This is a genomic window from Streptomyces sp. Y2F8-2 (assembly GCF_014905555.1).
Taxonomy (GTDB): Bacteria; Actinomycetota; Actinomycetes; order Streptomycetales; family Streptomycetaceae; genus Streptomyces; species Streptomyces cynarae.
This window is the reverse complement of record NZ_BNGS01000002.1, coordinates 727,895-750,026: the sequence shown is the minus strand read 5'-3', so window position 1 is coordinate 750,026 and position 22,132 is coordinate 727,895. Positions and strand designations below refer to the sequence as shown.

Sequence of the window (22,132 nt, the reverse complement as noted above, 5' to 3'; positions counted from 1 at the left end):
CAGGCGGAACATTAGACTCGACAGGCCCGGCGAATGCTCGACACAGCTCTACTGCAAGGAGGCACGGGTGCCGCTGCTGACCCGCATCAGGGGACCGCGCGATCTGGACCGGCTCAGCCTGGAGGAGCTGGACCAGCTGGCAGAGGAGATCCGGACCTTCCTCGTCGACGCCGTCTCCAAGACCGGCGGCCACCTCGGTCCGAACCTCGGTGTGGTCGAGCTCACCATCGCCCTGCACCGCGTCTTCGACTCCCCGAAGGACAAGGTGCTGTGGGACACCGGCCACCAGGCCTATGTCCACAAGCTGCTCACCGGCCGTCAGGACTTCTCCAAGCTGCGCAGCAAGGGCGGTCTGTCCGGCTACCCCTCGCGCGCCGAGTCCGACCACGACGTCATCGAGAACTCGCACGCCTCCACCGTCCTCGGCTGGGCCGACGGCCTGGCCAAGGCCAACCAGTTGCTCAAGCGCGACAGCCACGTCGTGGCGGTCATCGGTGACGGCGCCCTCACCGGCGGCATGGCCTGGGAGGCGCTGAACAACATCGCCGACGCCAAGGACCGCCCGCTGGTCATCGTCGTCAACGACAACGAGCGCTCCTACGCGCCCACCATCGGCGGCCTCGCCAACCACCTGGCCACGCTGCGCACCACCGACGGCTACGAGAAGTTCCTGGCCCGCACCAAGGAGGTCCTGGAACGCACGCCCGTCGTCGGCAAGCCGCTCTACGAGACCCTGCACGGGGCCAAGAAGGGCCTGAAGGACTTCATCGCCCCGCAGGGCATGTTCGAGGACCTGGGCCTGAAGTACGTCGGCCCGATCGACGGGCACGACATCGAGGCCCTGGAGTCCGCCCTGGCCCGCGCCAAGCGGTTCGGCGGCCCGGTCATCGTGCACTGCCTCACCGAGAAGGGCCGCGGCTACAAGCCCGCCGAGCAGGACGAGGCCGACCGCTTCCACGGCATCGGCCCCATCCACCCCGACACCGGTCTGCCCATCAAGGCGGCCGCCGCCAGCTGGACCTCCGTCTTCGGCGACGAGATGGTCAGGCTCGGCCGGGAGCGCGACGACATCGTCGCCATCACGGCCGCGATGCTCCAGCCGGTGGGCCTGAAGAAGTTCGCGGACGCCTTCCCGAGCCGGATCTACGACGTCGGCATCGCCGAGCAGCACGGCGCGGTCTCCGCGGCCGGCCTCGCCACCGGCGGTCTGCACCCCGTCTTCGCGGTGTACGCGACCTTCCTCAACCGCGCCTTCGACCAGGTGCTCATGGACGTCGCCCTGCACAAGTGCGGTGTGACGTTCGTGCTCGACCGGGCGGGCATCACGGGCGACGACGGCGCCTCCCACAACGGCATGTGGGACATGTCGATGCTCCAGGTGGTCCCGGGTCTGAGGATCGCCGCCCCGCGCGACGCCGAGCAGTTGCGGGCCCAGCTGCGCGAGGCCGTCGACGTGGACGACGCGCCGACCGTGCTGCGCTACTCCAAGGGCGTCGTCGGCCCGGCCGTCCCCGCCGTCGGCAAGGTCGGCGGCATGGACGTGCTGCGCAAGGCAGAGGCCCCCGTGCCGGACGTCCTGCTGGTGTCCGTCGGCGCGCTCGCCCCCATGTGCCTGGAGATCGCCGACCTCCTCGACAAGCAGGGCATCTCCACCACCGTCGTCGACCCGCGCTGGGTCAAGCCCGTCGACGAGGCGCTGGCCCCGCTCGCCGAGCGGCACCGTGTGGTCGTCACCGTCGAGGACAACTCCCGCGTCGGTGGTGTGGGTTCGGCGATCGCGCAGGCGCTGCGCGACGCGGGTGTGGACGTGCCGCTGCGCGACTTCGGCGTCCCGCCGCGCTTCCTCGACCACGCCTCCCGCAAGGAGGTCCTCGCGGAGATCGGCCTGACCGCGCCGGACATCGCCCGCCAGGTCACCGGGCTGGTCTCCAAGCTGGACGGCGGCCTCCCCCACTCTCGGCTTCGCTCGAGCGGGGGGACCCCCACCGACCGTACGGGCACCGCCCAGGCCGTGGACTCGGTGGAGCCCGCCCGCGACTGAGACGACCCGCCGCACGCGCCCGGGCCGGTTTCTCCATCCTTTACGGTGGCGAAACCGGCCCGTTTGCGTGAATCTGCCTGTGCCGGGGCACACGGAGTACGCCCCCTCTCGATCATGTCGGGGACGGCGAGCGCGGGAGGTACGCCATGAGCAGGACTCTCTTCCGGACCAAGAACGTCGAGCAGTCGATCCAGGACACCGAGGAGCCGGAGCACGCGCTCAGAAAGACCCTGTCCGCCCTCGACCTGACCGTGTTCGGCGTCGGGGTCATCATCGGCACCGGCATCTTCGTGCTCACCGGCAAGGTCGCCAAGCAGAACGCGGGCCCCGCCGTCTCCCTGTCCTTCGTCGTGGCCGGCGTCGTCTGCGCGCTCGCCGCACTCTGCTACGCGGAGTTCGCCTCCACGGTGCCGGTCGCCGGATCCGCGTACACGTTCTCCTACGCCACGCTGGGCGAGCTGCCCGCCTGGATCATCGGCTGGGACCTGGTCCTGGAGTTCGCGCTCGGCACGGCGGTGGTCGCCGTCGGCTGGTCCGGGTACATCCGCTCCCTGATGGACAACGCGGGCTGGCACCTGCCCGCCTATCTCGGCGGACGCGAGGGGGCGCACGGATTCGGCTTCGACATCCTCGCCGCCGCGCTCGTCCTCCTCCTCACCGCGATCCTCGTCCTCGGGATGAAGCTGTCGGCCCGGGTCACCCAGCTCGTCGTCGCCATCAAGGTGGCCGTGGTGCTGATCGTGATCATCGGGGGAGCCTTCTTCGTCAACAGCGCCAACTACAAGCCGTTCGTGCCCGAGCCGCAGGCGGTGCCGGCGGGTGGCAGCCTCAAGGCGCCGCTCATCCAGCTGATGGTGGGCTGGGCACCGTCCAACTTCGGCGTGATGGGCATCTTCACCGCCGCGTCCGTCGTCTTCTTCGCCTTCATCGGCTTCGACATCGTGGCGACCACCGCCGAGGAGACCCGCAACCCGCAGCGCGACATGCCGCGCGGCATCCTCGGCTCCCTGTTCATCTGCACTGCGCTGTACGTGGCGGTGTCGATCGTCGTCACCGGCATGGAGCACTACAGCAGGCTGTCCGTGGACGCCCCGCTCGCCGACGCGTTCAAGGCCATCGGGCACCCCTGGTTCGCGGGTGTGATCAGCTTCGGTGCCGCCGTCGGCCTGACCACCGTCTGTCTGATCCTGCTGCTCGGCCAGACCCGGGTCTTCTTCGCGATGAGCCGCGACGGGTTGCTGCCACGCTTCTTCTCCCGCGTCCACCCGCGCTTCAAGACCCCGCACCGGCCGACCATCCTGCTCGGCGTGGTCATCGCCGTCGTCGCGGGCTTCACCAGCCTCAGCGAACTGGCCGAACTCGTGAACATCGGCACGCTGTTCGCATTCATCGTCGTCGCGATCGGCGTGGTCATCCTCCGCCGCACCCGCCCCGACCTGCCACGCGCCTTCCGCACCCCGTTCGTCCCCGTGGTGCCGATCCTGTCGGTGTGCGCCTCGCTGTGGCTGATGCTGAACCTGCCCGCCGAGACCTGGCTACGGTTCGCGGTCTGGCTGGTCATCGGGTTCGTCGTGTACTTCCTCTACGGCCGCTCGCACAGCCGTGTGGGCCGTGCCGAGCAGTCCGCCGCGGGCGGGGTGAGCGGGCCGCCCGGAGGCGGCACGCGGTGACCGCCGCGTTCCGCACGGGGATTCAGCGCACCGTACGCGGGCCCGTCACCTCCGCGCCGAGAACCGTCACCCGGCGCCGTAGCTCCCGGTCCGCCGTGACGACCAGGACCGGGCGGTCCCCGGCCTCGGCGACCAGTTCGACGATACGGTCGTCCCCGCTGCCGGGGGCCGCGTCCACCCGGATGCCGGGCACGGGCTCCACGCCGCGCGCCGCGCCCTCCACGACCAGCACCAGCTCCAGCGGCCCGGGAAAGCCGGGCAGCCCGTCGGCGGCGAACGGCACGAGACGGTCCCGCAGCCGGTCGGCGGCGCCCCGCCGGTCCCGCCACCAGCCGTCGGGCACCGACCCGACGACGTTCGCGCCATCGACGATCACCAGGAGCGGGACACTCATGCCCCCAGCGTCCCACGAGCCTGTCCGGCCGCGCGAGGGACGCCACGGCGGATCCGACCGGCCCCGACGCCACCGGCCTTGCGCACACGACGTGAAAGGGCCTCCGCCTTGCGCGGAGGCCCTTTCACGGTGCTGCGGCCGTTACGCCGGAACCGACGCCACGCCCGGCTCGAGGAACGTCTTGCCGTTCACGCGCTCCGAGACGCCCTCGCGGTCCAGGTACGGCGTGATGCCGCCCAGGTGGAAGGGCCAGCCGGCGCCCGTGATCAGGCAGAGGTCGATGTCCTGGGCCTCGGCGACGACGCCCTCCTCGAGCATGAGCCCGATCTCCTGCGCCACGGCGTCCAGGACGCGGGCGCGGACCTGCTCCTCCGTCAGGACCGTGTCGCCCTGCTTCAGCAGCGCGGCGACCTCCGGGTCAAGCTCGGGCTTGCCGCTGTCGTAGACGTAGAAGCCGCGCTTGCCCGCCTCGACGACCGCCTTGAGGTTCGGGGAGACCGTGAAGCGGTCCGGGAACGCCTTGTTGAGGGTCTCGGAGACGTGCAGGCCGATCGCAGGGCCGACCAGCTCCAGCAGGACCAGCGGGGACATCGGCAGACCCAGCGGCTCCACCGCCTTCTCCGCCACCTCGACCGGGGTGCCCTCGTCGATGACGTTCTGGATCTCGCCCATGAAGCGGGTCAGGATGCGGTTCACGACGAACGCCGGGGCGTCCTTGACCAGAACCGCCGTCTTCTTCAGCTTCTTGGCCACCGCGAAGGCGGTCGCCAGCGAGGCGTCGTCCGTCTTCTCGCCGCGAACGATCTCGAGCAGCGGCAGCACCGCCACCGGGTTGAAGAAGTGGAAGCCGACGACCCGCTCGGGGTGCTTCAGCTTCGAGGCCATCTCCGACACGGACAGGGACGAGGTGTTGGTGGCGAGGATCGCGTGCGCCGGGGCGACCGCCTCGACCTCCGCGAACACCTTCTGCTTGACGCCCATCTCCTCGAACACGGCCTCGATGACGAAGTCCGCGTCCGCGAATCCCTCGGCCTTGTCGAGGACGCCGGTCACCAGCGCCTTGAGTCGGTTGGCCTTGTCCTGGTTGATCCGGCCCTTGCCGAGCAGCTTGTCGATCTCGGCGTGGACGTAGCCCACGCCCTTGTCGATGCGCTCCTGGTCGATGTCCGTCAGGACGACCGGGACCTCGAGGCGGCGCAGGAAGAGCAGAGCGAGCTGCGACGCCATCAGACCGGCGCCGACGACACCGACCTTGGTGACCGGGCGCGCCAGGCTCTTGTCGGGGGCGCCCGCCGGGCGCTTGCCGCGCTTCTGGACGAGGTTGAACGCGTAGATGCCGGCGCGCAGTTCGCCGCCCATGATCAGGTCCGCGAGGGCCTGGTCCTCGGCGTCGTAGCCCTGCTGCAGGTCGCCGTTCTTCGCGGCGGCGATGATGTCGAGGGCGCGGTAGGCGGCCGGGGCCGCGCCGTGCACCTTGCCGTCCGCGATCAAGCGGCCCTTGGCGACGGCCTGGTCCCAGGCCTCGCCGCGGTCGATGACCGGGCGCTCGACGACGATCTCGCCCTTGAGGACGGCCGCCGTCCAGGTCAGGGACTGCTCCAGGAAGTCGGCGCCTTCGAAGAGGGCGTCGGCGATCCCGAGCTCGTAGACCTGCCGGCCCTTGAGCTGCTTGTTCTGGTTGAGGCTGTTCTCGATGATGACCGAGACGGCCTTGTCGGCGCCGATCAGGTTCGGCAGCAGCGCGCAGCCGCCCCAGCCGGGGACCAGACCGAGGAAGACCTCGGGGAGGGAGAACGCCGGGAGGGCCGCGGACACCGTGCGGTAGGTGCAGTGCAGGCCGACCTCGACGCCGCCGCCCATCGCCGCGCCGTTGTAGTACGCGAAGGTGGGCACGGCCAGCTTCGACAGGCGCTTGAAGACCTCGTGGCCGCCCTTGCCGATGGCCAGCGCGTCCTCGTGCCTCTTCAGCAGCTCGACACCCTTGAGGTCGGCGCCGACCGCGAAGATGAACGGCTTGCCGGTGATGCCGACGCCGACGATCTCGCCGTCCGCGGCCTCCTTCTCGACCTGGTCGATCGCGGTGTTGAGGTTCGCGAGCGAGGCCGGGCCGAAGGTGGTCGGCTTGGTGTGGTCGTGACCGTTGTCGAGGGTGATCAGGGCGAACCGGCCCACACCGAACGGCAGGTCGAAGTGGCGCACGTGCGCCTGCGTGACGACCTCGTCCGGGAACAGCTCGGCCGCGCCCTTCAACAGCTCAGCGGTGGTGCTCACTTGTCGCCTCCGTCGAAGTGCGGGTTCTCCCAGATGACCGTCGCGCCCATGCCGAAGCCGACGCACATGGTGGTGAGGCCGTAGCGGACCTGCGGCTGCTCCTCGAACTGGCGGGCCAGCTGCGTCATCAGCCGGACGCCGGAGGAGGCCAGCGGGTGGCCGAAGGCGATCGCGCCGCCGTACTGGTTCACGCGCTCGTCGTCGTCCGCGATGCCGTAGTGGTCGAGGAAGGCCAGGACCTGGACGGCGAAGGCCTCGTTGATCTCGAACAGGCCGATGTCGGAGATGGACAGGCCCGCCTTGGCGAGGGCCTTCTCCGTGGCCGGGATCGGGCCGTAGCCCATGACCTCCGGCTCGACGCCCGCGAAGGCGTAGGAGACGAGACGCATCTTGACCGGCAGGCCGTTCTCACGGGCGAAGTCCTCGCTCGCGATGATCGAGGCGGTGGCGCCGTCGTTCAGACCGGCCGCGTTGCCCGCGGTGACCCGGCCGTGCACGCGGAACGGCGTCTTCAGGCCGGCCAGGTTCTCCAGCGTGGTGCCCGGGCGCATCGGCTCGTCGGCGGTGACCAGGCCCCAGCCGGTCTCGCCGCCCTCGGGGTTCGTGCGACGTACGGAGATCGGCACCAGGTCGGCCTGGATCTTGCCGTTGGCGTACGCCTTTGCGGCCTTCTCCTGGGAGCGCACCGCGTACTCGTCGGCGCGCAGCTTGGTGATGTGCGGGTAGCGGTCGTGGAGGTTCTCCGCGGTCATGCCCATGAACAGCGCGGACTCGTCGACCAGCTTCTCGCTCACGAACCGCGGGTTCGGGTCGACGCCCTCGCCCATCGGGTGGCGGCCCATGTGCTCGACACCGCCCGCGATGACGGCGTCGTAGGCGCCGAACGCGATCGAGCCGGCCGTGGTCGTCACGGCCGTCATCGCGCCCGCGCACATACGGTCGATGGAGTAGCCAGGCACCGACTGGGGGAGACCGGCCAGGATGCCCGCGGTGCGGCCGAGGGTCAGGCCCTGGTCACCGATCTGCGTGGTCGCGGCGATGGCGACCTCGTCGATCTTCTTCGGGTCGAGACCCGGGTTGCGGCGCAGCAGCTCCCGGATCGCCTTCACGACGAGGTCGTCGGCGCGGGTCTCGTGGTAGATGCCCTTCGGGCCCGCCTTGCCGAACGGGGTGCGGACGCCGTCGACGAAGACGACGTCCCTGACGGTACGAGGCACGATGGCTCTCCTCCAGGGTGCGGGATGGCACTGCTGCGACACGCTGAGCGCGCGCTCAGCACCATGCTACTTGTGGGTAACCAAGCTGCCCAGTCCCGCACGCCCAAGCGGTGAAGGTCACACCTTCGGCGTAGCGACGGAGCCCCCGCGGGGTCGGCCAAGGGCTCGGAACGGGAGGCGGTGGCCGCCTCCCCGCAAGCGGCGCGGGCCGCTCCCCGCAAGGGGCCGCATCGCCGCAAAGAGGCGGGTCGCGGCGGCATGGGGCCCCTGTATCGGCATGCGACTGCGCCGCATCGCATCGACTTCGGGCCGCGCCGCGTCGGCATCGCTGGGGGTGACGCCATGCGGCTCCACGGTGTCGGCATGTGGCTGCGTGGCATCGTGATGGGCCCCGTCGTGTCGGCATGCGGCTGCGCCGCGTCGGGCATCGGTTGCGGGTGTCGCCATGCGGTTCCGCCGTATCCGCGTGGCTCCAGCCCTATCGGCGTACGGCTGCGCCGCGTCGGCATGGAACCCGCCATGTCGCACGCGGCTCCGCCGCGCGGGCGCCCCAATCGAAGATGCCCCCACCGAGGACGCCCCCCACCGAAGCTGCCTCCACCGAAGACGCCCCCCACCGAGGACGCTTCACCGAAGACGCCCCCCACCCGCCATACGGCAAAGCCGCTGCGGCGGCTAGGCGTCCTTCACGGACAGGGCCTTCACCAGTACCGGAGTGACCTGTTCAACCTGCCAAGCCCTCGCCCCGTACCCGGCCAGCGCGGAGGCCACGGACTCCGCGTCCACCGGCTTCGGCGGCTCCCAGCACAGGCGCCGCACGGTGTCCGGGGAGATCAGGTTCTCCTGGGGCATGGTGAGCTCCTCGGCCAAGGTCGACACCGCGGCCCGCGCAGCGGACAGCCGGGCGGCCGCCGCCGGATCCTTGTCGGCCCAGGCCCGCGGCGGCGGCGGACCCGTGACCGGCTGCCCCGGCTGCGGCAGCTCCGCCTCCGGCAGCGCCTTGGCGCGATCGATCGCGGCCTGCCACTGCTCCAGCTGGCGCCGCCCCATGCGGTGCCCGAAGCCGTTCAGCGCGGCCAGGGCGTGCACGTTCGGAGGCAGGGCGAGGGCCGCCTCGACGATCGCGGCGTCCCCGAGCACCTTGCCCGGCGAGACGTCCCGGCGCTGCGCGATCCGGTCCCGGGCCTGCCACAGCTCCCGGACGGCCGCCATCTGCCGGCGGCGGCGCACCTTGTGCATCCCGGACGTACGGCGCCAGGGGTCCTTGCGCGGCTCGGGCGGCGGCGCGGAGGCGATCGCGTCGAACTCCTGCCGGGCCCACTCCAGCTTCCCCTGCCGCTCGAGTTCCTTCTCCAGGGCGTCCCGCAGGTCCACGAGCAGTTCGACGTCGAGGGCGGCGTAGCGCAGCCAGGGCTCGGGCAGGGGCCGCGTCGACCAGTCGACGGCGGAGTGGCCCTTCTCCAGGATGAAGCTGAGGACGCTCTCCACCATGGCGCCGAGTCCCACCCGTGGGAACCCGGCGAGGCGTCCGGCCAGCTCGGTGTCGAACAGACGGGTGGGCACCATGCCTATCTCGCGCAGGCAGGGCAGGTCCTGGGTGGCGGCGTGCAGCACCCACTCGGCGTCGGAGATCGCCTCGCCCAGGGCCGACAGGTCGGGGCAGGCCACCGGGTCGATCAGGGCGGTGCCCGCGCCCTCGCGGCGCAGCTGCACGAGGTAGGCGCGCTGGCCGTACCGGTAGCCGGACGCGCGCTCGGCATCGACCGCGACGGGGCCGGTGCCGGCGGCGAAGGCGGCGATCACCTCAGCGAGGGAGGCGTCGTCGGCGATCACGGGCGGAATACCGTCTCGCGGCTCGAGCAACGGGATCGGCGCCGTTTCGACGTCGTCCGGAGGGGCGCCTCCGGTGGTTCGCAGTGGGCTGTCTGCTGCGGTCTCTTGGGCGTCGGTCACCTGTCAAGGGTATCTGTGTGTCGACTACGCCCGCCGACGGAACGTTCCGTCGGCGGGCGATGGGGGGTCGTAAATCAGTCATGTGTCACATGGGGCGTTCGTGTCCGCACGAGGGCGCGGTGCCGGTGTGCGGAGCGGGACGGCGGGCGTCCCGGGGCGTGCGGTCCAGGTCCCCGGACGCGGCTCGGTGCGGATGCGGACCGGGGCGGGCGGAGGAGGAGGTTCGGGAGTCGGGGAGTCGGCGGGTCTGGTGGTCAGGGGAGGGGGAAGGCGGTCAGTGGATGATGCCGGTCCGCAGGGCCACCGCCACCATCCCGGCACGGTCGCCGGTTCCGAGCTTGCGGGCGATGCGGGCCAGATGGCTCTTCACGGTCAGTGCGGACAGGCCCATCGAGACGCCGATCGCCTTGTTCGACTGCCCTTCAGCGACCAGACGCAGCACCTCCACCTCGCGGCCGGACAGCTCGCGGTAGCCGCCCGGGTGGCTCGGGGCACCCGGGGGGCGGCGGTGCAGGCGCGCGGCGGCGGCGCCGATGGGGGCGGCACCGGGTCGGGTGGGGAGCCCGATGTTGGTGCGGGTGCCGGTGACGACATAGCCCTTGACTCCGCCCGCGAGGGCGTTGCGCACCGCGCCGATGTCGTCGGCCGCGGACAGGGCCAGACCGTTGGGCCAGCCCGCGGCCCGGGTCTCCGACAGGAGGGTGAGACCGGAGCCGTCGGGGAGGTGGACGTCGGCGACGCAGATGTCGCGCGGGTTGCCGATACGGGGACGGGCCTCTGCGATGGACGACGCCTCGATGACGTCGCGCACTCCGAGCGCCCAGAGATGGCGGGTGACGGTGGAACGAACGCGCGGGTCGGCCACGACGACCATGGCGGTCGGCTTGTTGGGGCGGTAGGCGACCAGGCTTGCGGGCTGCTCGAGGAGAACGGACACCAGGCCTCCTGGATGGGTGCGGGGACGGGGCCGGCTCGGGGAAGCGGCCGGGACGAACCGTGTTTCAAGGTCACAGTCGTCTTCGGCACCAAACTCGTGCTCCTTTAGAGAATGATCACGATTTGGTGAGTAACAATCCGTGCAATTCGGACGCGCGAGCGATCATTCGGGGATCGAGTCGGTTCGGTCCATGGTCAATACGAGGCTGAAAGTGGCCGTATCGACAAAGAGATGGCAAGGAAGGTCAAGGCGACATTGACAGCGCCGATGACATCGACAGCGCCAGTGACATCGACAGCGCCGGTGGAGGCGCCGGGGTCAGCGGGGCTGCGGCCCGCGACGCTGCGGCAGCGTCACCACCGAGGCGTCGCCCGGCCCCGCCGGGGGCAGGCCCGCCACCTGGCACAGCAGGTCGCACCAGGAGGCCAGGTGCGCCGCGGTGTCCGGGACGCCTCCGATGCCCTCCCGGGGCGTCCACGAAGCACGGATCTCGATCTGGGAGACGGCAGGGCGGGTGGCGAGACCGCCGAAGTAGTGCGAGCTCGCGCGCGTGACGGTCCCGCTCGGCTCGCCGTACGCCAGCCCGCGGGCCTGGAGCGCGCCGGTCAGCCAGGACCAGCACACGTCGGGCAGCAGCGGGTCCGTCGCCATCTCCGGCTCCAGTTCCGCGCGCACCAGCGTCACCAGGCGGAAGGAGCCCTGCCAGGCCTCGTGTCCCGCCGGGTCGTGCAGGAGGACGAGGCGCCCGTCGGCGAGGTCCTCCTCGTCGGCGACCACGGCGGCCTCCAGCGCGTACGTGTGCGGGGCGAGCCGCTGCGGCGGGCGCGACGGCTCGATCTCGATCTCCGGCCGCAGGCGTGCGGCCTTCAGGGCGTCGACCGCGGCGCGGAAGGGCAGGGGAGCGGTGTCCATCGCATCGCCCTCCCCCTTCGCGTCGTCCATTCCGTCGGCGCCGTCCGTCGGTCGTTCCTGAGCCGCAGCCATGCGGGGAAGATTAAGGGGAAGAAAGCGCGTCCGCTTGGAGAGACACCCGTTGCCGCCGGGGCTTCGGCTGCCGTGCGCGGGTTCGTCTTGGCTGGTTCCTGTCGTACGGCCGGTCGGGTCCTTCGACGTGTGGCGCGCCGACGCGGCTCAGCCGCGCACGGACACGGTCCCGCGCCCCCCGAGGGCGCTCCCGCCCCGAGGCCGAATCGCTCCGGTGGCGTGCGAGACTTTTTGCGTGAGTGTCAATGACCGCCCCGCCACGGGCCAGCCGACAGCGACGTACGACTCCGCCTTTCTCAGGGCGTGCCGGCGCGAGCCCGTGCCGCACACGCCGGTGTGGTTCATGCGGCAGGCCGGGCGCTCGCTGCCCGAGTACCGCAAGGTGCGTGAGGGCATCCCCATGCTCGAGTCCTGCATGCGGCCCGAGCTGGTCACCGAGATCACCCTCCAGCCGGTCCGCCGGCACGGCGTCGACGCGGCGATCTACTTCAGCGACATCGTCGTGCCCCTGAAGGCGATCGGCGTCGACCTCGACATCAAGCCGGGCGTCGGCCCGGTCGTCGAGCATCCGATCCGCACCCGCGCAGACCTCGCCCGGCTGCGCGACCTGACCCCCGAGGACGTCTCCTACGTCACCGAGGCGATCAAGCTGCTCACCGCGGAGCTGGGCGAGACCCCGCTGATCGGTTTCGCCGGCGCGCCCTTCACCCTCGCGAGCTACCTCATCGAGGGCGGCCCGTCCCGTACGTACGAGCACACCAAGGCGCTCATGCACGGCGACCCGCAGCTGTGGTCCGACCTGGTGGACCGGCTCGCGGACATCACGGCCGCCTTCCTGAAGGTCCAGATCGAGGCCGGCGCCTCGGCCGTCCAGCTCTTCGACTCCTGGGCCGGCGCCCTGGCCCCCGTCGACTACCGCCGCTCGGTGCTGCCCGCCTCGGCCAAGGTCTTCCGGGCCGTCGAGGGCTACGGCGTCCCCCGCATCCACTTCGGTGTCGGCACCGGTGAGCTGCTCGGGCTGATGGGGGAGGCCGGGGCGGACGTCGTCGGCGTCGACTGGCGCGTCCCGCTGGACGAGGCGGCCCGCCGCGTCGGCCCCGGCAAGGCCCTCCAGGGCAACCTGGACCCGGCGGTGCTCTTCGCCCCGCGCGAGGCCGTCGAGGCCAAGACCCGCGAGGTCCTGGACGCCGCTGTCGGCCTTGAGGGCCATGTCTTCAACCTCGGCCACGGAGTCCTGCCGTCCACCGACCCGGACAGCCTCACCCGGCTCGTGGAGTACGTCCACACGCAGACGGCCCGCTGACCGGGGCCGGCGAACGAATGGCGACCCGCGCCGAGGGCGCCGCGCACAGCGGCACCGGCGCGGGCCCCCTCAGTCGCCGGAGGACTCGTCCCCGGCCCCTTCGGGCTCCTGGAACTGCGGTGCGAGACGGCCGCGGTCGTCCTCGGCCCGCGTGGTGAACACCTCCGCGAACGTGCCCTCGTCGGCCGCATGACGGGCGTCCGCGGTCTCTTCCCACGAGGTCGCACCAGCGGCCTGTTCCTCTTGGGGCTCCGTGGTCTCCGTGCGTTCGGGCCGGCCGCGTGCTCCCGCGTCGCCCGTGTCTCCGGCATCGCTGCGCAGGCCCGGGGCCGGGACGACGTGCTCCGTCCGCCGGTCGGACAGCAGACCTCCTCCAGCCGGACGGGCGGCCGTGACGACCGCGGCTCAGTCGGAACCCTCTTCGGTTTCCTCGCGTGCGTCGGTGGCCTTGGTCGGGGGACCACCGGACGTGTCGGGCTTCGACCGCCCCTGCTCCTCCGGGTGGACGTCCGGCTCCCCGGTCTCCCGCTCGAGCGGTGACTGCCGCTCGCGTTCACGTTCGCGTGGGTCGCCCATGATGACTCCCGATGACGTGCGTTTCGGGCATATCGGGTTCCGTGGAGTGTGCGGGCGAAACGCCGCGCGGCGCGGCCCCGCCGTCGTCACCAGGTGTGGCGTGCCTGCCTGCCCCACAGCAGGCCGCGCGGTTCGGGTGGCGGCGGGGTGCCCTGGCGCAGGGGGAAGGCCAGGAGCATGCCCGCGATGAAGCCGACCACATGGGCCGCGTAGGCCACGGTCCCGGCCGAGGAGACACCGTTCCCGGACGAGTAGACCGCCTGCAGCCCGAACCAGAAGCCGAGCACGATCCACGCGGGCAGCCGCAGTGGCAGGAACAGCAGGAACGGCACGAGGATCCAGACCCGCGCACGGGGATAGAGCACCAGGTACGCCCCGAGCACGCCCGCGATGGCGCCCGACGCGCCGATCAGCGGGTCGCTCGAGCCCGCGTTGAGGTACGCGTAGCCGTACCCCGCCGCATATCCGCACGCCACGTAGAACAGCGCGAAGCGGATGTGGCCCAGGCGGTCCTCGATGTTGTTGCCGAAGATCAGCAGGAAGAGCATGTTGCCCAGCAGATGCAGCCAGCTGCCGTGCAGGAACATCGCGGTGAACACCGACGCCGGCGGCGACTTGTCGTAGTCCGGCGGGGCCACCACACAGCCGGGGCCGTGCGGGCCGACCCCGACGGCGCCGGTGGGCACGAGCCTCGGCAGCTGGTCGTGGATCAACTCGCGCGGCACTGCGGCGTAGTGGTCCAGGAACGCCTGGAGGTGGCAGAACTGGGCCAGGTCGCTCTGCCCCGCCACGGAGCCCGCCAGGCCGGGGGTGAACAGGAAGACGACGACATTGGCCGCGATCAGCGCGTACGTCACATAGGGCGTACGGCGCACCGGGTTCACATCATGGACGGGGATGACCACAAGGAAGTACTGCCCTGGATCGGCCGGGTGAATCGGTGAACGCGGCGCTCCGCGGCTGCGTATGTCTCCTCAACCGCCCGCGGTGCGGGGAAGGCGTGTCGCGGGGACGACGTGAGGAACAGGCGATGAACGACCGAGTTACTCCTCCGATACACGCCCTGCCCGACGGCGAGGCCGAGCTCGCGCTGGTGATCCAGCTGCCCTGGGAGGACGTCGCGCGGCTCGGCCAGGAGGCCGCCCGGCTCGCGACCCAGATGCAGCGGCCCGTGACCCTCGACGAGGCGGTCAGCCACCGGCTGCGGTCCTCGCGGGGCGCTGCCGCGCATGCGAAGCCGATGGCTCAGCCACAGCCGCCCGCGGTGGCCTCCAGCGCGTCTGTGTCCTCGTTGCCGTCACGGCCGCCGGGGGAGCAGGCCCGGCAGGCCATCGAGAGGATCAACGGGGTCGGGCAGCACGAGACGGCTTGATTCGGGGCTCGCCGTGGGGGCTGCGATCGTCGGCCGGGTGCCGGTTGTCCTCGGCTGGTCGCGCAGTTCCCGCGCCCCTGGAGGGACGCCTTCCCTCACCCGGCGTTTCTCCGAACCGCCGCCGTCGCCTTGCGGGCCGCCACCAGGATCGGATCCCACACCGGTGAGAACGGCGGGGCGTAGCCCAGGTCCAGGGCCGTCATCTCCTCCACCGTCATCCGCGCGGTCAGCGCCACCGCCGCGATGTCCACGCGTTTCGCCGCGCCCTCCCGGCCGACGATCTGGACGCCCAGCAGGCGGCCCGTGCGGCGTTCGGCGAGCATCTTGACCGTCATGAGGGCCGCGTTCGGGTAGTAGCCCGCGCGGCTCGTCGACTCGATCGTGACCGTCTCGTACCGCAGCCCGGCCCGCCGCGCGTCCTTCTCGCGCAGCCCGGTGCGGGCGATCTCCAGGTCGCACACCTTGCTCACGGCCGTGCCGACGACGCCGGGGAACGTGGCGTAGCCGCCGCCGACGTTGGTGCCGATGACCTGCCCGTGCTTGTTGGCGTGCGTGCCCAGCGGAATGTGCCGCTCACGGCCGGAGACCAGGTCGAGGACCTCGACGCAGTCGCCGCCGGCCCAGATGTTCTCGTGACCCCGCACCCGCATCGCGAGGTCGGTGAGCAGCCCGCCGTGGTCGCCGAGCGGCAGCCCCGCGTCCCGCGCCAGGGCCGTCTCGGGCCGTACGCCGATCCCGAGGACCACCACGTCCGCCGGGTACTCGGCGTCCTGCGTGCCGACCGCGCGGACCCCGCCGTCGTCATCGGTGAGGATCTTGGTGACCTCGGCGTTGTCCACCATGGTGATGCCGAGGCCCTCCATGGCCCGGTGCACCAGCCGGCCCATGTCCGCATCGAGCGTGCTCATGGGTTCGCTGCCGCGGTTGACGACGGTGACCTCGTAGCCGCGGTTGATCATCGCCTCGGCCATCTCCACGCCGATGTAGCCCGCGCCGACGACCACCGCCCGGCGCCCCTTGGTGGCGGCAAGGGCGTCCAGGAGCGCCTGGCCGTCGTCCAGGGTCTGCACCCCGTGCACCCCGGGCGAGTCGGCGCCGGGCAGGTCGGGGCGGACCGGGCGGGCCCCGGTCGCGATCACCAGCTTGTCGTACGACGTCCACTCCTCGGCCCCGGAGTCGACGTTCCGGGCGCGGACCCGGCAGCCCGCCACGTCGATCTCCGTGACCTCCGTCCGCATGCGCAGGTCGATGCCGCGCGCCCGGTGCTCCTCGGGTGTACGGGCGATCAGTTCGTCCCGGCCGGCGACGTCGCCACCCACCCAGTACGGGATGCCGCAGGCCGAGAACGAGGAGAAGTGGCCGCGTTCGAACGCCACGATCTCCAGTTCGTCGGGGCCCTTGAGGCGGCGCGCCTGCGATGCGGCGGACATGCCCGCCGCATCGCCGCCGATGACGACCAGGCGCTCCCGCGGACGGCTCGTACGGCTCATGTTCATGCGAACACGCTACGGGCAGGGGGCATCTCAGTCCTGCCCGCCCCGGTTTTCGTGCTCCGGCGCCGTCCGGGCCACGGGCAGCGGGCCGAGGGCGGGCGCCGCCGGCACCGGGTCAGGGCGGCGCGGCAGTCGGGGGCGCACCACCCGGGTCCAGAGCAGCACCAGGACGGCCGCGAGCAGCAGGAAGGGGAGGGCGGCGCCGATCGCCAGGGCGATCCACCGCAGGAGCGTGACGAAGACGTGCCAGCCGCCCGCCAGGGCGTCCAGGAAACCGGGCCGGTCGTCCTTTGCCGCCTTCTGAACCGGGGTCTCGGACAGCGAGAGCGTGATGGTGGCCAGGCTGGTGCGGTCCTTCAGGGACGCCTGACGGGCGAGCAGGGCCTCCAGGTCGGCCTCGCGGGAGCTCAACTCCCCTTCCAGGGCGACCACGTCACCGAGCTTCGTCGCCCGGTCCATCAGCTCCCGCACCCGGGCCACGCTGGCGCGCTGCGACCTGATGCGGCTCTCCACGTCGACGACCTGGTCGGTGACGTCCTCGGCCTTGGCGGTGCGCTCGACGAGTTTTCCCGCGCCCTGGAGCGCGGTGAGCACCTGGTCGTACTTCTCGGTGGGGACGCGCAGCACGAGCCGGGTGCGTTCGTCGCCCTCCAGGTCGCGGGTGGTGCTCTCGTCGCCGACGAACCCGCCCGCGTTCTCGACGGTGGCGCGCGCTTCGTCGAGGGCCTTGGGCACGTCCTCGACCTGCACGGTCAGCGATGCCGTACGGATGACGGCGTTCGTGGTGAGCTTCGGCGTGCTGCCGCGTGCCGTAGAGCCGCCGCCCGTGCCGCTGTCGGCGGCGCCCTGTCGCTGCGCGCCCTTGGCGGGGCCGGCCTTGCTGTCGCTCGACGCGCCGGTGTCGTCGGCGCTGCAGCCCGCGAGCGCGAGCGCGGCGGCGAGGAGCGTCGCGGCCAGCACCCGCACCGGGCGTGGGGAGCGTGGAGTGTGCATCGGTCGAACCCCCGGAAGTCGTCGTGACGGACACTTCTTCGACTCCGGGCCCCCGCGGAACGTTGGCCGGATGCGGTCCCGATGCGGTCACGGTCGGGACTCGGCGGGGACACCGGGCGCCCTCCGGGGTGTCAGCGGGGTCTGAGAGGCTGGGGACATGAGCGCAGTGGAGGCCCGCGGGGGCGCGGGGCATGTCGTCGTCATCGGGGGCGGGATCGCGGGCCTGGCCGCCGCCCACCGGCTGCTGGACCGTGGCGCACGGGTCACGGTCCTGGAGGCGTCCGACCGGGTCGGCGGCAAGCTGCTGCCCGGCGACATCGCGGGCGTGCGGGTCGACCTCGGGGCCGAGTCGATGCTGGCCCGGCGGCCGGAGGCGGTGGCGCTCGCCCGGGAGGCGGGACTCACGGACCGCCTCCAGCCGCCCGCCACGGCGACCGCCTCGATCTGGACCCGCGGCGCGCTGCGGCCCATGCCGAAGGGGCACGTCATGGGCGTCCCCGGCACGGCCTCCGCACTGTCCGGCGTCCTGTCCGACGAGGGCCTGGCCCGGATCGAGCGCGACGCGGAGCTGCCGCGCACGGAGATCGGCGACGACGTGGCGGTGGGGGAGTACGTGGCGGCGCGCCTCGGCCGCGAGGTCGTCGACCGCCTGGTGGAGCCGCTCCTCGGCGGGGTGTACGCGGGCGACGCGTACCGCATCTCCCTGCGCTCGGCGGTCCCGCAGCTCTTCGAGGCCGCCAAGGCGCACGACTCGCTGACGGAAGCGGTCCGCGAGATCCAGGCGAAGGCCGCCGCGGCGCAGCAGACCGGGCCGGTCTTCATGGGGATCGAGGGAGGCGTCGGCCAACTGCCGCTCGCGGTCGCCGAGTCGGTGCGCTCGCGGGGCGGTGAGATCCGGCTGAGGACCGCGGCGGACGGACTGCGCCGCACGTTGGAGGGGTGGGAGGTCGTCGTGGGGGACCGTGCGGAGAGGGCGGACGCGGTGGTGATCGCGGCGCCCGCCGCCGTGGCCGCCCGGCTGCTGGCCGCCGAGTGCCCGGGAGCGGCCGCCGAACTGCGCACCGTCGAGTACGCCTCCATGGCTCTGGTCACCCTCGCCTACCGCCGCGCCGACGTCACCCTCCCCGAGGGCAGCGGCTTCCTCGTGCCGCCCGTCGACGGACGCACGATCAAGGCGTCGACGTTCGCCTCCCGGAAGTGGGGCTGGATCGCCGAGGAGGACCCGGACGTGCTGGTGCTGAGGACGTCCGTGGGGCGGTACGGCGAGACGGAGATCCTGCGCCGCGAGGACGCCGACCTCGTGGCCGTCTCGCGGCACGACCTGCGCGAGGCGACCGGCCTGGACGCCGCCCCGATCGAGACGCGCGTCACCCGCTGGACCGACGGCCTGCCCCAGTACCCGGTCGGTCACCACGCGCGCGTGGCCCGCATCCGCGCGCACGTGGCGAAGCTGCCGGCGCTCGCGGTGTGCGGCGCGGTGTACGACGGGGTCGGCATCCCGGCGTGCATCGCGAGCGCGTACGCGGCCGTCGATCAGCTGGGCGGTGACCTGCGCGGTGTCGAGGAGCTCACCGCCAACCCGGTGCAGAGCCTGCACGGCGGAGCGGGAGAATAGGTGCATGAGTGACGACGCCCCCACCACCGAGTCCGGCAGGATCCCGAACAAGGGCAAGCTGGCCAAGGACCTCAACGAGGTCATCCGCTACACGCTGTGGTCCGTCTTCAAGCTGAAGGACGTGCTGCCCGAGGACCGCGCCGGGTACGCCGACGAGGTCCAGGAGCTGTTCGACCAGCTCGCAGCCAAGGACGTGACCATCCGCGGCACGTACGACGTGTCCGGCCTGCGCGCCGACGCCGACCTCATGATCTGGTGGCACGCCGAGACGAGCGACCAGCTCCAGGAGGCGTACAACCTCTTCCGCCGCACGAAACTGGGCCGCGCGCTCACCCCGGTGTGGTCGAACATGGCGCTGCACCGCCCGGCCGAGTTCAACCGCTCGCACATCCCGGCGTTCCTCGCCGACGAGACGCCGCGCAACTACGTCAGCGTCTACCCGTTCGTGCGTTCCTACGACTGGTATCTGCTGCCGGACGAGGACCGCCGCCGCATGCTCGCGGACCACGGCAAGATGGCCCGCGGCTACCCGGACGTGCGGGCCAACACGGTCGCGTCGTTCTCCCTCGGCGACTACGAGTGGATCCTGGCCTTCGAGGCCGACGAGCTCTACCGCATCGTCGACCTCATGCGCCACCTGCGCGGCTCGGAGGCACGGATGCACGTCCGCGAGGAAGTGCCCTTCTTCACCGGGCGCAGGAAGTCGGTCGCTGAGCTGGTGGCCGGGCTCGCCTGACGGGAGACGGTGCCCCGTCGTCCGGCCGGGGGTCTGGGGGTCGTCCCCCGGATGATGCAGCACCGGGCGCAGGAAGTCGGTCGCGGAGCTGGTGGCCGGGCTCGCCTGAGCGCATTCCGACGGGGGGCGCGGCCTGCCGCGCCCCCGCCGGTGGATCACGGCGGTGGGCTCGACGCGGCCGGCGGCAGTGTGTACGTCGGCGAGGGGGTCACCGGGACCGGTGTGCCGGGGTCTTCCGTGGGCCCGGGCGGCGCGGGGGAGTGGGTGAGCGGGGGCGGGCTCGAGGTGGCCGCGTCCTGCGCCAGCGCGTCGAAGTCGACGTAACCGGTGGCCTCCAGGACCTTGATGTGGTCCAGGACCGTCGCGTTCGCGTCGTCGGCGAGGGCGCGCACGAGCGAGTTGCGGGTCGTGGCGCGGACCTGGGCGACGACGGTGAAGACCTTGCCGTGGGCCCGGCGGAGCAGGTTGGCGAAGTCGCGGTCGTACTCCTCGCCCTGGGCGGCGTCCAGGGTGTCGAGCCACTGGCGCTGCTGGGCGTTCGGCTGATTGGGCAGGGCGAGGCCGAGCCGCGCGGCGACGTCGCGGACCCGGGCGTCCAGGAAGGTGTGGCCCTGCACCAAGTGCTCGCCCGCGGTGCGGACGGCCTCGGTGGTGCCCTTCTGCTCGGCCTGCTGTCCCGCGGGCAGCTCCCACAGCCCGGCCAGCCGTACCTTGGTGACGAAGTCGCGGTCCAGCCCGGACAGCGGACCGTACTGGGTCGATACGGACTCGGCGTTCAGAGTGTCCACGCCGGTGCCGGCGCGGTCCGCGTAGGACCAGACCGGGAAGACCAGCGCGGCGAGGGTCCCCGCGAGCAAGATGATGAGGATCCCGGTGCCGCTGAGGATGCCGCGGCCTCGGACGGGTCTGGATCTCATGGTGCCTCCTGCTTGCGGCACCGCACGCTAGTGCGCTTCGGGTGCGAGTTGGCATATTACTGCGCCGTATACGCCAACTGCCGTACCAGACAAAGCGGATGGAAACCAGGCATCGCGCACCGAATACCGCAGTCGCAAGACCGGGCATTGCCGGACGAACCGCGCAAGCAACCGCTCTCCCTCAAGGGCGCGACTGTTGTGTTAACCACGGCACATTCCCCGCGGACGACCTCCTGAACGCCCGCCGGAGTGCTACGCGGCGGGCGGACGCGGGCAGCGCCCCGCGGCAAGGCCCCTCAGTTCCGCAGCAGGACCCGGCGCGTGGCGCGGAGCGCACGGGCGGCGGGATGCCGGGACGGCGGCGTGGGGCCCGAACGCTCCAGCCACCACGCGCGCAGCCGGCGCCGCGCCTCGTTGTCCTCCGGCCGCCCGGTGAGCAGCAGGTGCTCGGCGAAGTCGAGGGCGTCGCGCCGGTAGCCGCCGGCCATCGGGTGCCGCTGGGCGTAGCCGAGGAAGGCGGACCGGTACCCCTCCCCGAGGATGCCGGGCAGCTCGGGCGCGACCTTGGCCACGACACCGGCCCGCTTGGCGGCGAGGGCCCGCGCCTGCACCCCGAGCCGCACCCGGTCGAACCCCTCGGGAACGGGAGTGCCGGCGACGAGGCAGGACAGCAGCGCGGCCTGGGCGAGCCCGAGCCGCTGCCGGTCCGCTTCCGTGTCGGCACCCGGGAGCCCGCTCGCTGCCGTTGCCAGGGACGTACGCGTCCCCGGGCCGGGCGCCGCCTTCTCGACCGTCTCCCGGATGACGGCCAACTCCCGCTCCAGCTCCGCCGGTTCGGGGAAGTTCTCGTCGCGTTCCAGCAGGACGCCCGGTGGCGCGGTACGGGACGCCAGGTCCGCCAGGATGTCCAGGACGGGTGGTGGGACCGGGTGGGCGTGGCTGTCGTGCCAGACGCCGTCGCGTTCGTAGCCGCCCGCGACATGGACGTACGCGATCGCCTCGACGGGCAGTTCGTCGAGCGCCTTCGCCGGGTCCTCGCCCCGGTTGACGTGGTTGGTGTGGAGGTTGGCGACGTCGATCAGCAGCCGCACGCCGGTGCGCTCCACCAGTTCGTACAGGAACTGCCCCTCCGTCATCTCCTCGCCCGGCCAGGAGATCAGCGCCGCGATGTTCTCCACGGCGAGCGGCACGGGCAGCGCGTCCTGTGCGATCCGGACGTTCTCGCACAGGACCGTCAGCGCGTCCCGGGTGCGCGGCACCGGCAGCAGGTGCCCGGCCTCCAGCAGCGGCGACGCCGTCCGCGGTCCGCCCGCCCGTACGAACGCGATGTGCTCGGTGACGAGCGGCGCGCCCAGGGCCTCGGCCCGCTCGGCGAGCGCGGCCAGCCGGGCCTCGTCGGGGCGGTCCGCGCCGCCGAGGCCGAGGGACACACCGTGCGGGACGACGGTGACGCCGCGCTCGCGCAGCCGCAGCAGTGACTCGGGGAGGTGCCCGGGGCACACGTTCTCGGCCACGACCTCCACCCAGTCGAGGCCCGGCATGCGCTCCACCGCGTCGGCGATCTCCGGCCGCCACCCGATGCCCGTTCCCAGTCGCTCCATCGTCCCCTCCCTCGCCCGGCCCGCCCGTACCCGTGGACCGCCCGCTGCCGCGGTGACGG

At 72.1% G+C, this 22,132-nt stretch carries 18 protein-coding genes; 6 read left to right on the top strand and 12 right to left on the bottom strand.

Annotation, left to right across the window (positions count from 1 at the left end; all coding sequences use genetic code 11):
• Positions 1-67: 67 nt before the first annotated feature.
• Together dxs and SY2F82_RS08740 are read left to right on the top strand one after the other, a co-directional pair.
• Positions 68-2,041, top strand: coding sequence for a 1-deoxy-D-xylulose-5-phosphate synthase (gene dxs, locus SY2F82_RS08745; RefSeq protein ID WP_200418383.1), 1,974 nt, complete (start codon positions 68-70; stop codon positions 2,039-2,041).
• Positions 2,042-2,187: 146 nt separating this feature from the next.
• Positions 2,188-3,711 (top strand): amino acid permease, encoded by a 1,524-nt coding sequence (locus SY2F82_RS08740; RefSeq protein WP_200418382.1) that lies wholly within the window; start codon positions 2,188-2,190, stop codon positions 3,709-3,711.
• A 22-nt stretch (positions 3,712-3,733) separates the two neighbouring features.
• Here SY2F82_RS08740 and SY2F82_RS08735 read toward each other — a convergent pair whose 3' ends face one another.
• The 6 genes from SY2F82_RS08735 to SY2F82_RS08710 all read right to left on the bottom strand — a co-directional run bounded on the left by SY2F82_RS08735 (position 3,734) and on the right by SY2F82_RS08710 (position 11,425).
• Complete coding sequence (locus SY2F82_RS08735) at positions 3,734-4,105, bottom strand: NTP pyrophosphohydrolase (protein WP_200418381.1); 372 nt, start codon at positions 4,103-4,105, stop codon at positions 3,734-3,736.
• Positions 4,106-4,246: 141 nt separating this feature from the next.
• Positions 4,247-6,376: a 3-hydroxyacyl-CoA dehydrogenase NAD-binding domain-containing protein gene (locus SY2F82_RS08730; RefSeq protein ID WP_200418380.1), complete on the bottom strand. Its 2,130-nt coding sequence runs from the start codon at positions 6,374-6,376 to the stop codon at positions 4,247-4,249.
• Positions 6,373-7,593, bottom strand: a complete 1,221-nt coding sequence (locus SY2F82_RS08725) for an acetyl-CoA C-acyltransferase (protein ID WP_200418379.1) — start codon at positions 7,591-7,593, stop codon at positions 6,373-6,375. Before SY2F82_RS08725 ends, SY2F82_RS08730 begins: the two co-directional genes overlap by 4 nt.
• A gap of 675 nt (positions 7,594-8,268) precedes the next feature.
• A complete protein-coding gene (locus SY2F82_RS08720) occupies positions 8,269-9,546 on the bottom strand; it encodes a ribonuclease D (RefSeq protein ID WP_200418378.1) in 1,278 nt (425 codons plus the stop codon).
• Between the two features lie 274 nt (positions 9,547-9,820).
• Positions 9,821-10,483 carry a response regulator transcription factor gene (locus SY2F82_RS08715; protein WP_043444816.1) on the bottom strand — a complete coding sequence of 221 codons (663 nt, stop codon included), beginning with the start codon at positions 10,481-10,483 and terminating at the stop codon, positions 9,821-9,823.
• Between the two features lie 318 nt (positions 10,484-10,801).
• A complete protein-coding gene (locus SY2F82_RS08710; protein ID WP_200418641.1) occupies positions 10,802-11,425 on the bottom strand; it encodes a DUF3000 domain-containing protein in 624 nt (207 codons plus the stop codon).
• Between the two features lie 277 nt (positions 11,426-11,702).
• On the opposite strand from SY2F82_RS08710, the gene hemE reads away from it, so the two are divergent.
• Positions 11,703-12,770, top strand: coding sequence for a uroporphyrinogen decarboxylase (hemE, locus tag SY2F82_RS08705; RefSeq protein ID WP_200418377.1), 1,068 nt, complete (start codon positions 11,703-11,705; stop codon positions 12,768-12,770).
• A gap of 405 nt (positions 12,771-13,175) precedes the next feature.
• Here hemE and SY2F82_RS08700 read toward each other — a convergent pair whose 3' ends face one another.
• Together SY2F82_RS08700 and SY2F82_RS08695 are read right to left on the bottom strand one after the other, a co-directional pair.
• Positions 13,176-13,346, bottom strand: coding sequence for a hypothetical protein (locus tag SY2F82_RS08700; protein WP_200418376.1), 171 nt, complete (start codon positions 13,344-13,346; stop codon positions 13,176-13,178).
• 86 nt (positions 13,347-13,432) lie between these two features.
• A complete protein-coding gene (locus SY2F82_RS08695) occupies positions 13,433-14,251 on the bottom strand; it encodes a rhomboid family intramembrane serine protease (protein ID WP_200418375.1) in 819 nt (272 codons plus the stop codon).
• 125 nt (positions 14,252-14,376) lie between these two features.
• Between SY2F82_RS08695 and SY2F82_RS08690 the strand changes: the two genes are divergently transcribed.
• On the top strand, positions 14,377-14,718 hold the full coding sequence (locus SY2F82_RS08690) for a hypothetical protein (protein ID WP_103845415.1): 342 nt from the start codon (positions 14,377-14,379) through the stop codon (positions 14,716-14,718).
• 95 nt (positions 14,719-14,813) lie between these two features.
• On the opposite strand, the gene SY2F82_RS08685 is transcribed toward SY2F82_RS08690, so the two are convergent.
• Positions 14,814-16,214: an FAD-dependent oxidoreductase gene (locus SY2F82_RS08685; protein ID WP_200418374.1), complete on the bottom strand. Its 1,401-nt coding sequence runs from the start codon at positions 16,212-16,214 to the stop codon at positions 14,814-14,816.
• Between the two features lie 27 nt (positions 16,215-16,241).
• On the bottom strand, positions 16,242-17,204 hold the full coding sequence (locus SY2F82_RS08680; protein ID WP_200418373.1) for a DUF4349 domain-containing protein: 963 nt from the start codon (positions 17,202-17,204) through the stop codon (positions 16,242-16,244).
• Positions 17,205-17,361: 157 nt separating this feature from the next.
• On the opposite strand from SY2F82_RS08680, the gene hemG reads away from it, so the two are divergent.
• Entirely contained in the window at positions 17,362-18,819 is a 1,458-nt protein-coding gene (gene hemG / locus SY2F82_RS08675; RefSeq protein WP_200418372.1) for a protoporphyrinogen oxidase, read from the top strand.
• Between the two features lie 4 nt (positions 18,820-18,823).
• Positions 18,824-19,555 carry a hydrogen peroxide-dependent heme synthase gene (hemQ, locus tag SY2F82_RS08670; protein WP_200418371.1) on the top strand — a complete coding sequence of 244 codons (732 nt, stop codon included), beginning with the start codon at positions 18,824-18,826 and terminating at the stop codon, positions 19,553-19,555.
• 155 nt (positions 19,556-19,710) lie between these two features.
• On the opposite strand, the gene SY2F82_RS08665 is transcribed toward hemQ, so the two are convergent.
• Positions 19,711-20,472 (bottom strand): DUF4142 domain-containing protein, encoded by a 762-nt coding sequence (locus tag SY2F82_RS08665; protein WP_200418370.1) that lies wholly within the window; start codon positions 20,470-20,472, stop codon positions 19,711-19,713.
• Between the two features lie 296 nt (positions 20,473-20,768).
• On the bottom strand, positions 20,769-22,073 hold the full coding sequence (locus SY2F82_RS08660) for a DUF692 domain-containing protein (RefSeq protein WP_200418369.1): 1,305 nt from the start codon (positions 22,071-22,073) through the stop codon (positions 20,769-20,771).
• Between the last annotated feature and the right edge of the window lie 59 nt (positions 22,074-22,132).

Excerpts from the sequence above, each read along its gene's own strand:
- SY2F82_RS08665 (WP_200418370.1), bottom strand. The coding sequence starts at position 20,472 with ATGAGATCCAGACCCGTCCGAGGCCGCGGCATCCTCAGCGGCACCGGG.
- SY2F82_RS08690 (WP_103845415.1), top strand. The coding sequence starts at position 14,377 with ATGAACGACCGAGTTACTCCTCCGATACACGCCCTGCCCGACGGCGAG.
- hemQ (WP_200418371.1), top strand. The coding sequence starts at position 18,824 with ATGAGTGACGACGCCCCCACCACCGAGTCCGGCAGGATCCCGAACAAG.
- SY2F82_RS08710 (WP_200418641.1), bottom strand. The coding sequence starts at position 11,425 with ATGGACGACGCGAAGGGGGAGGGCGATGCGATGGACACCGCTCCCCTG.
- SY2F82_RS08700 (WP_200418376.1), bottom strand. The coding sequence starts at position 13,346 with ATGGGCGACCCACGCGAACGTGAACGCGAGCGGCAGTCACCGCTCGAG.
- SY2F82_RS08680 (WP_200418373.1), bottom strand. The coding sequence starts at position 17,204 with ATGCACACTCCACGCTCCCCACGCCCGGTGCGGGTGCTGGCCGCGACG.
- SY2F82_RS08735 (WP_200418381.1), bottom strand. The coding sequence starts at position 4,105 with ATGAGTGTCCCGCTCCTGGTGATCGTCGATGGCGCGAACGTCGTCGGG.
- SY2F82_RS08660 (WP_200418369.1), bottom strand. The coding sequence starts at position 22,073 with ATGGAGCGACTGGGAACGGGCATCGGGTGGCGGCCGGAGATCGCCGAC.
- SY2F82_RS08685 (WP_200418374.1), bottom strand. The coding sequence starts at position 16,214 with ATGAACATGAGCCGTACGAGCCGTCCGCGGGAGCGCCTGGTCGTCATC.
- SY2F82_RS08740 (WP_200418382.1), top strand. The coding sequence starts at position 2,188 with ATGAGCAGGACTCTCTTCCGGACCAAGAACGTCGAGCAGTCGATCCAG.
- hemG (WP_200418372.1), top strand. The coding sequence starts at position 17,362 with ATGAGCGCAGTGGAGGCCCGCGGGGGCGCGGGGCATGTCGTCGTCATC.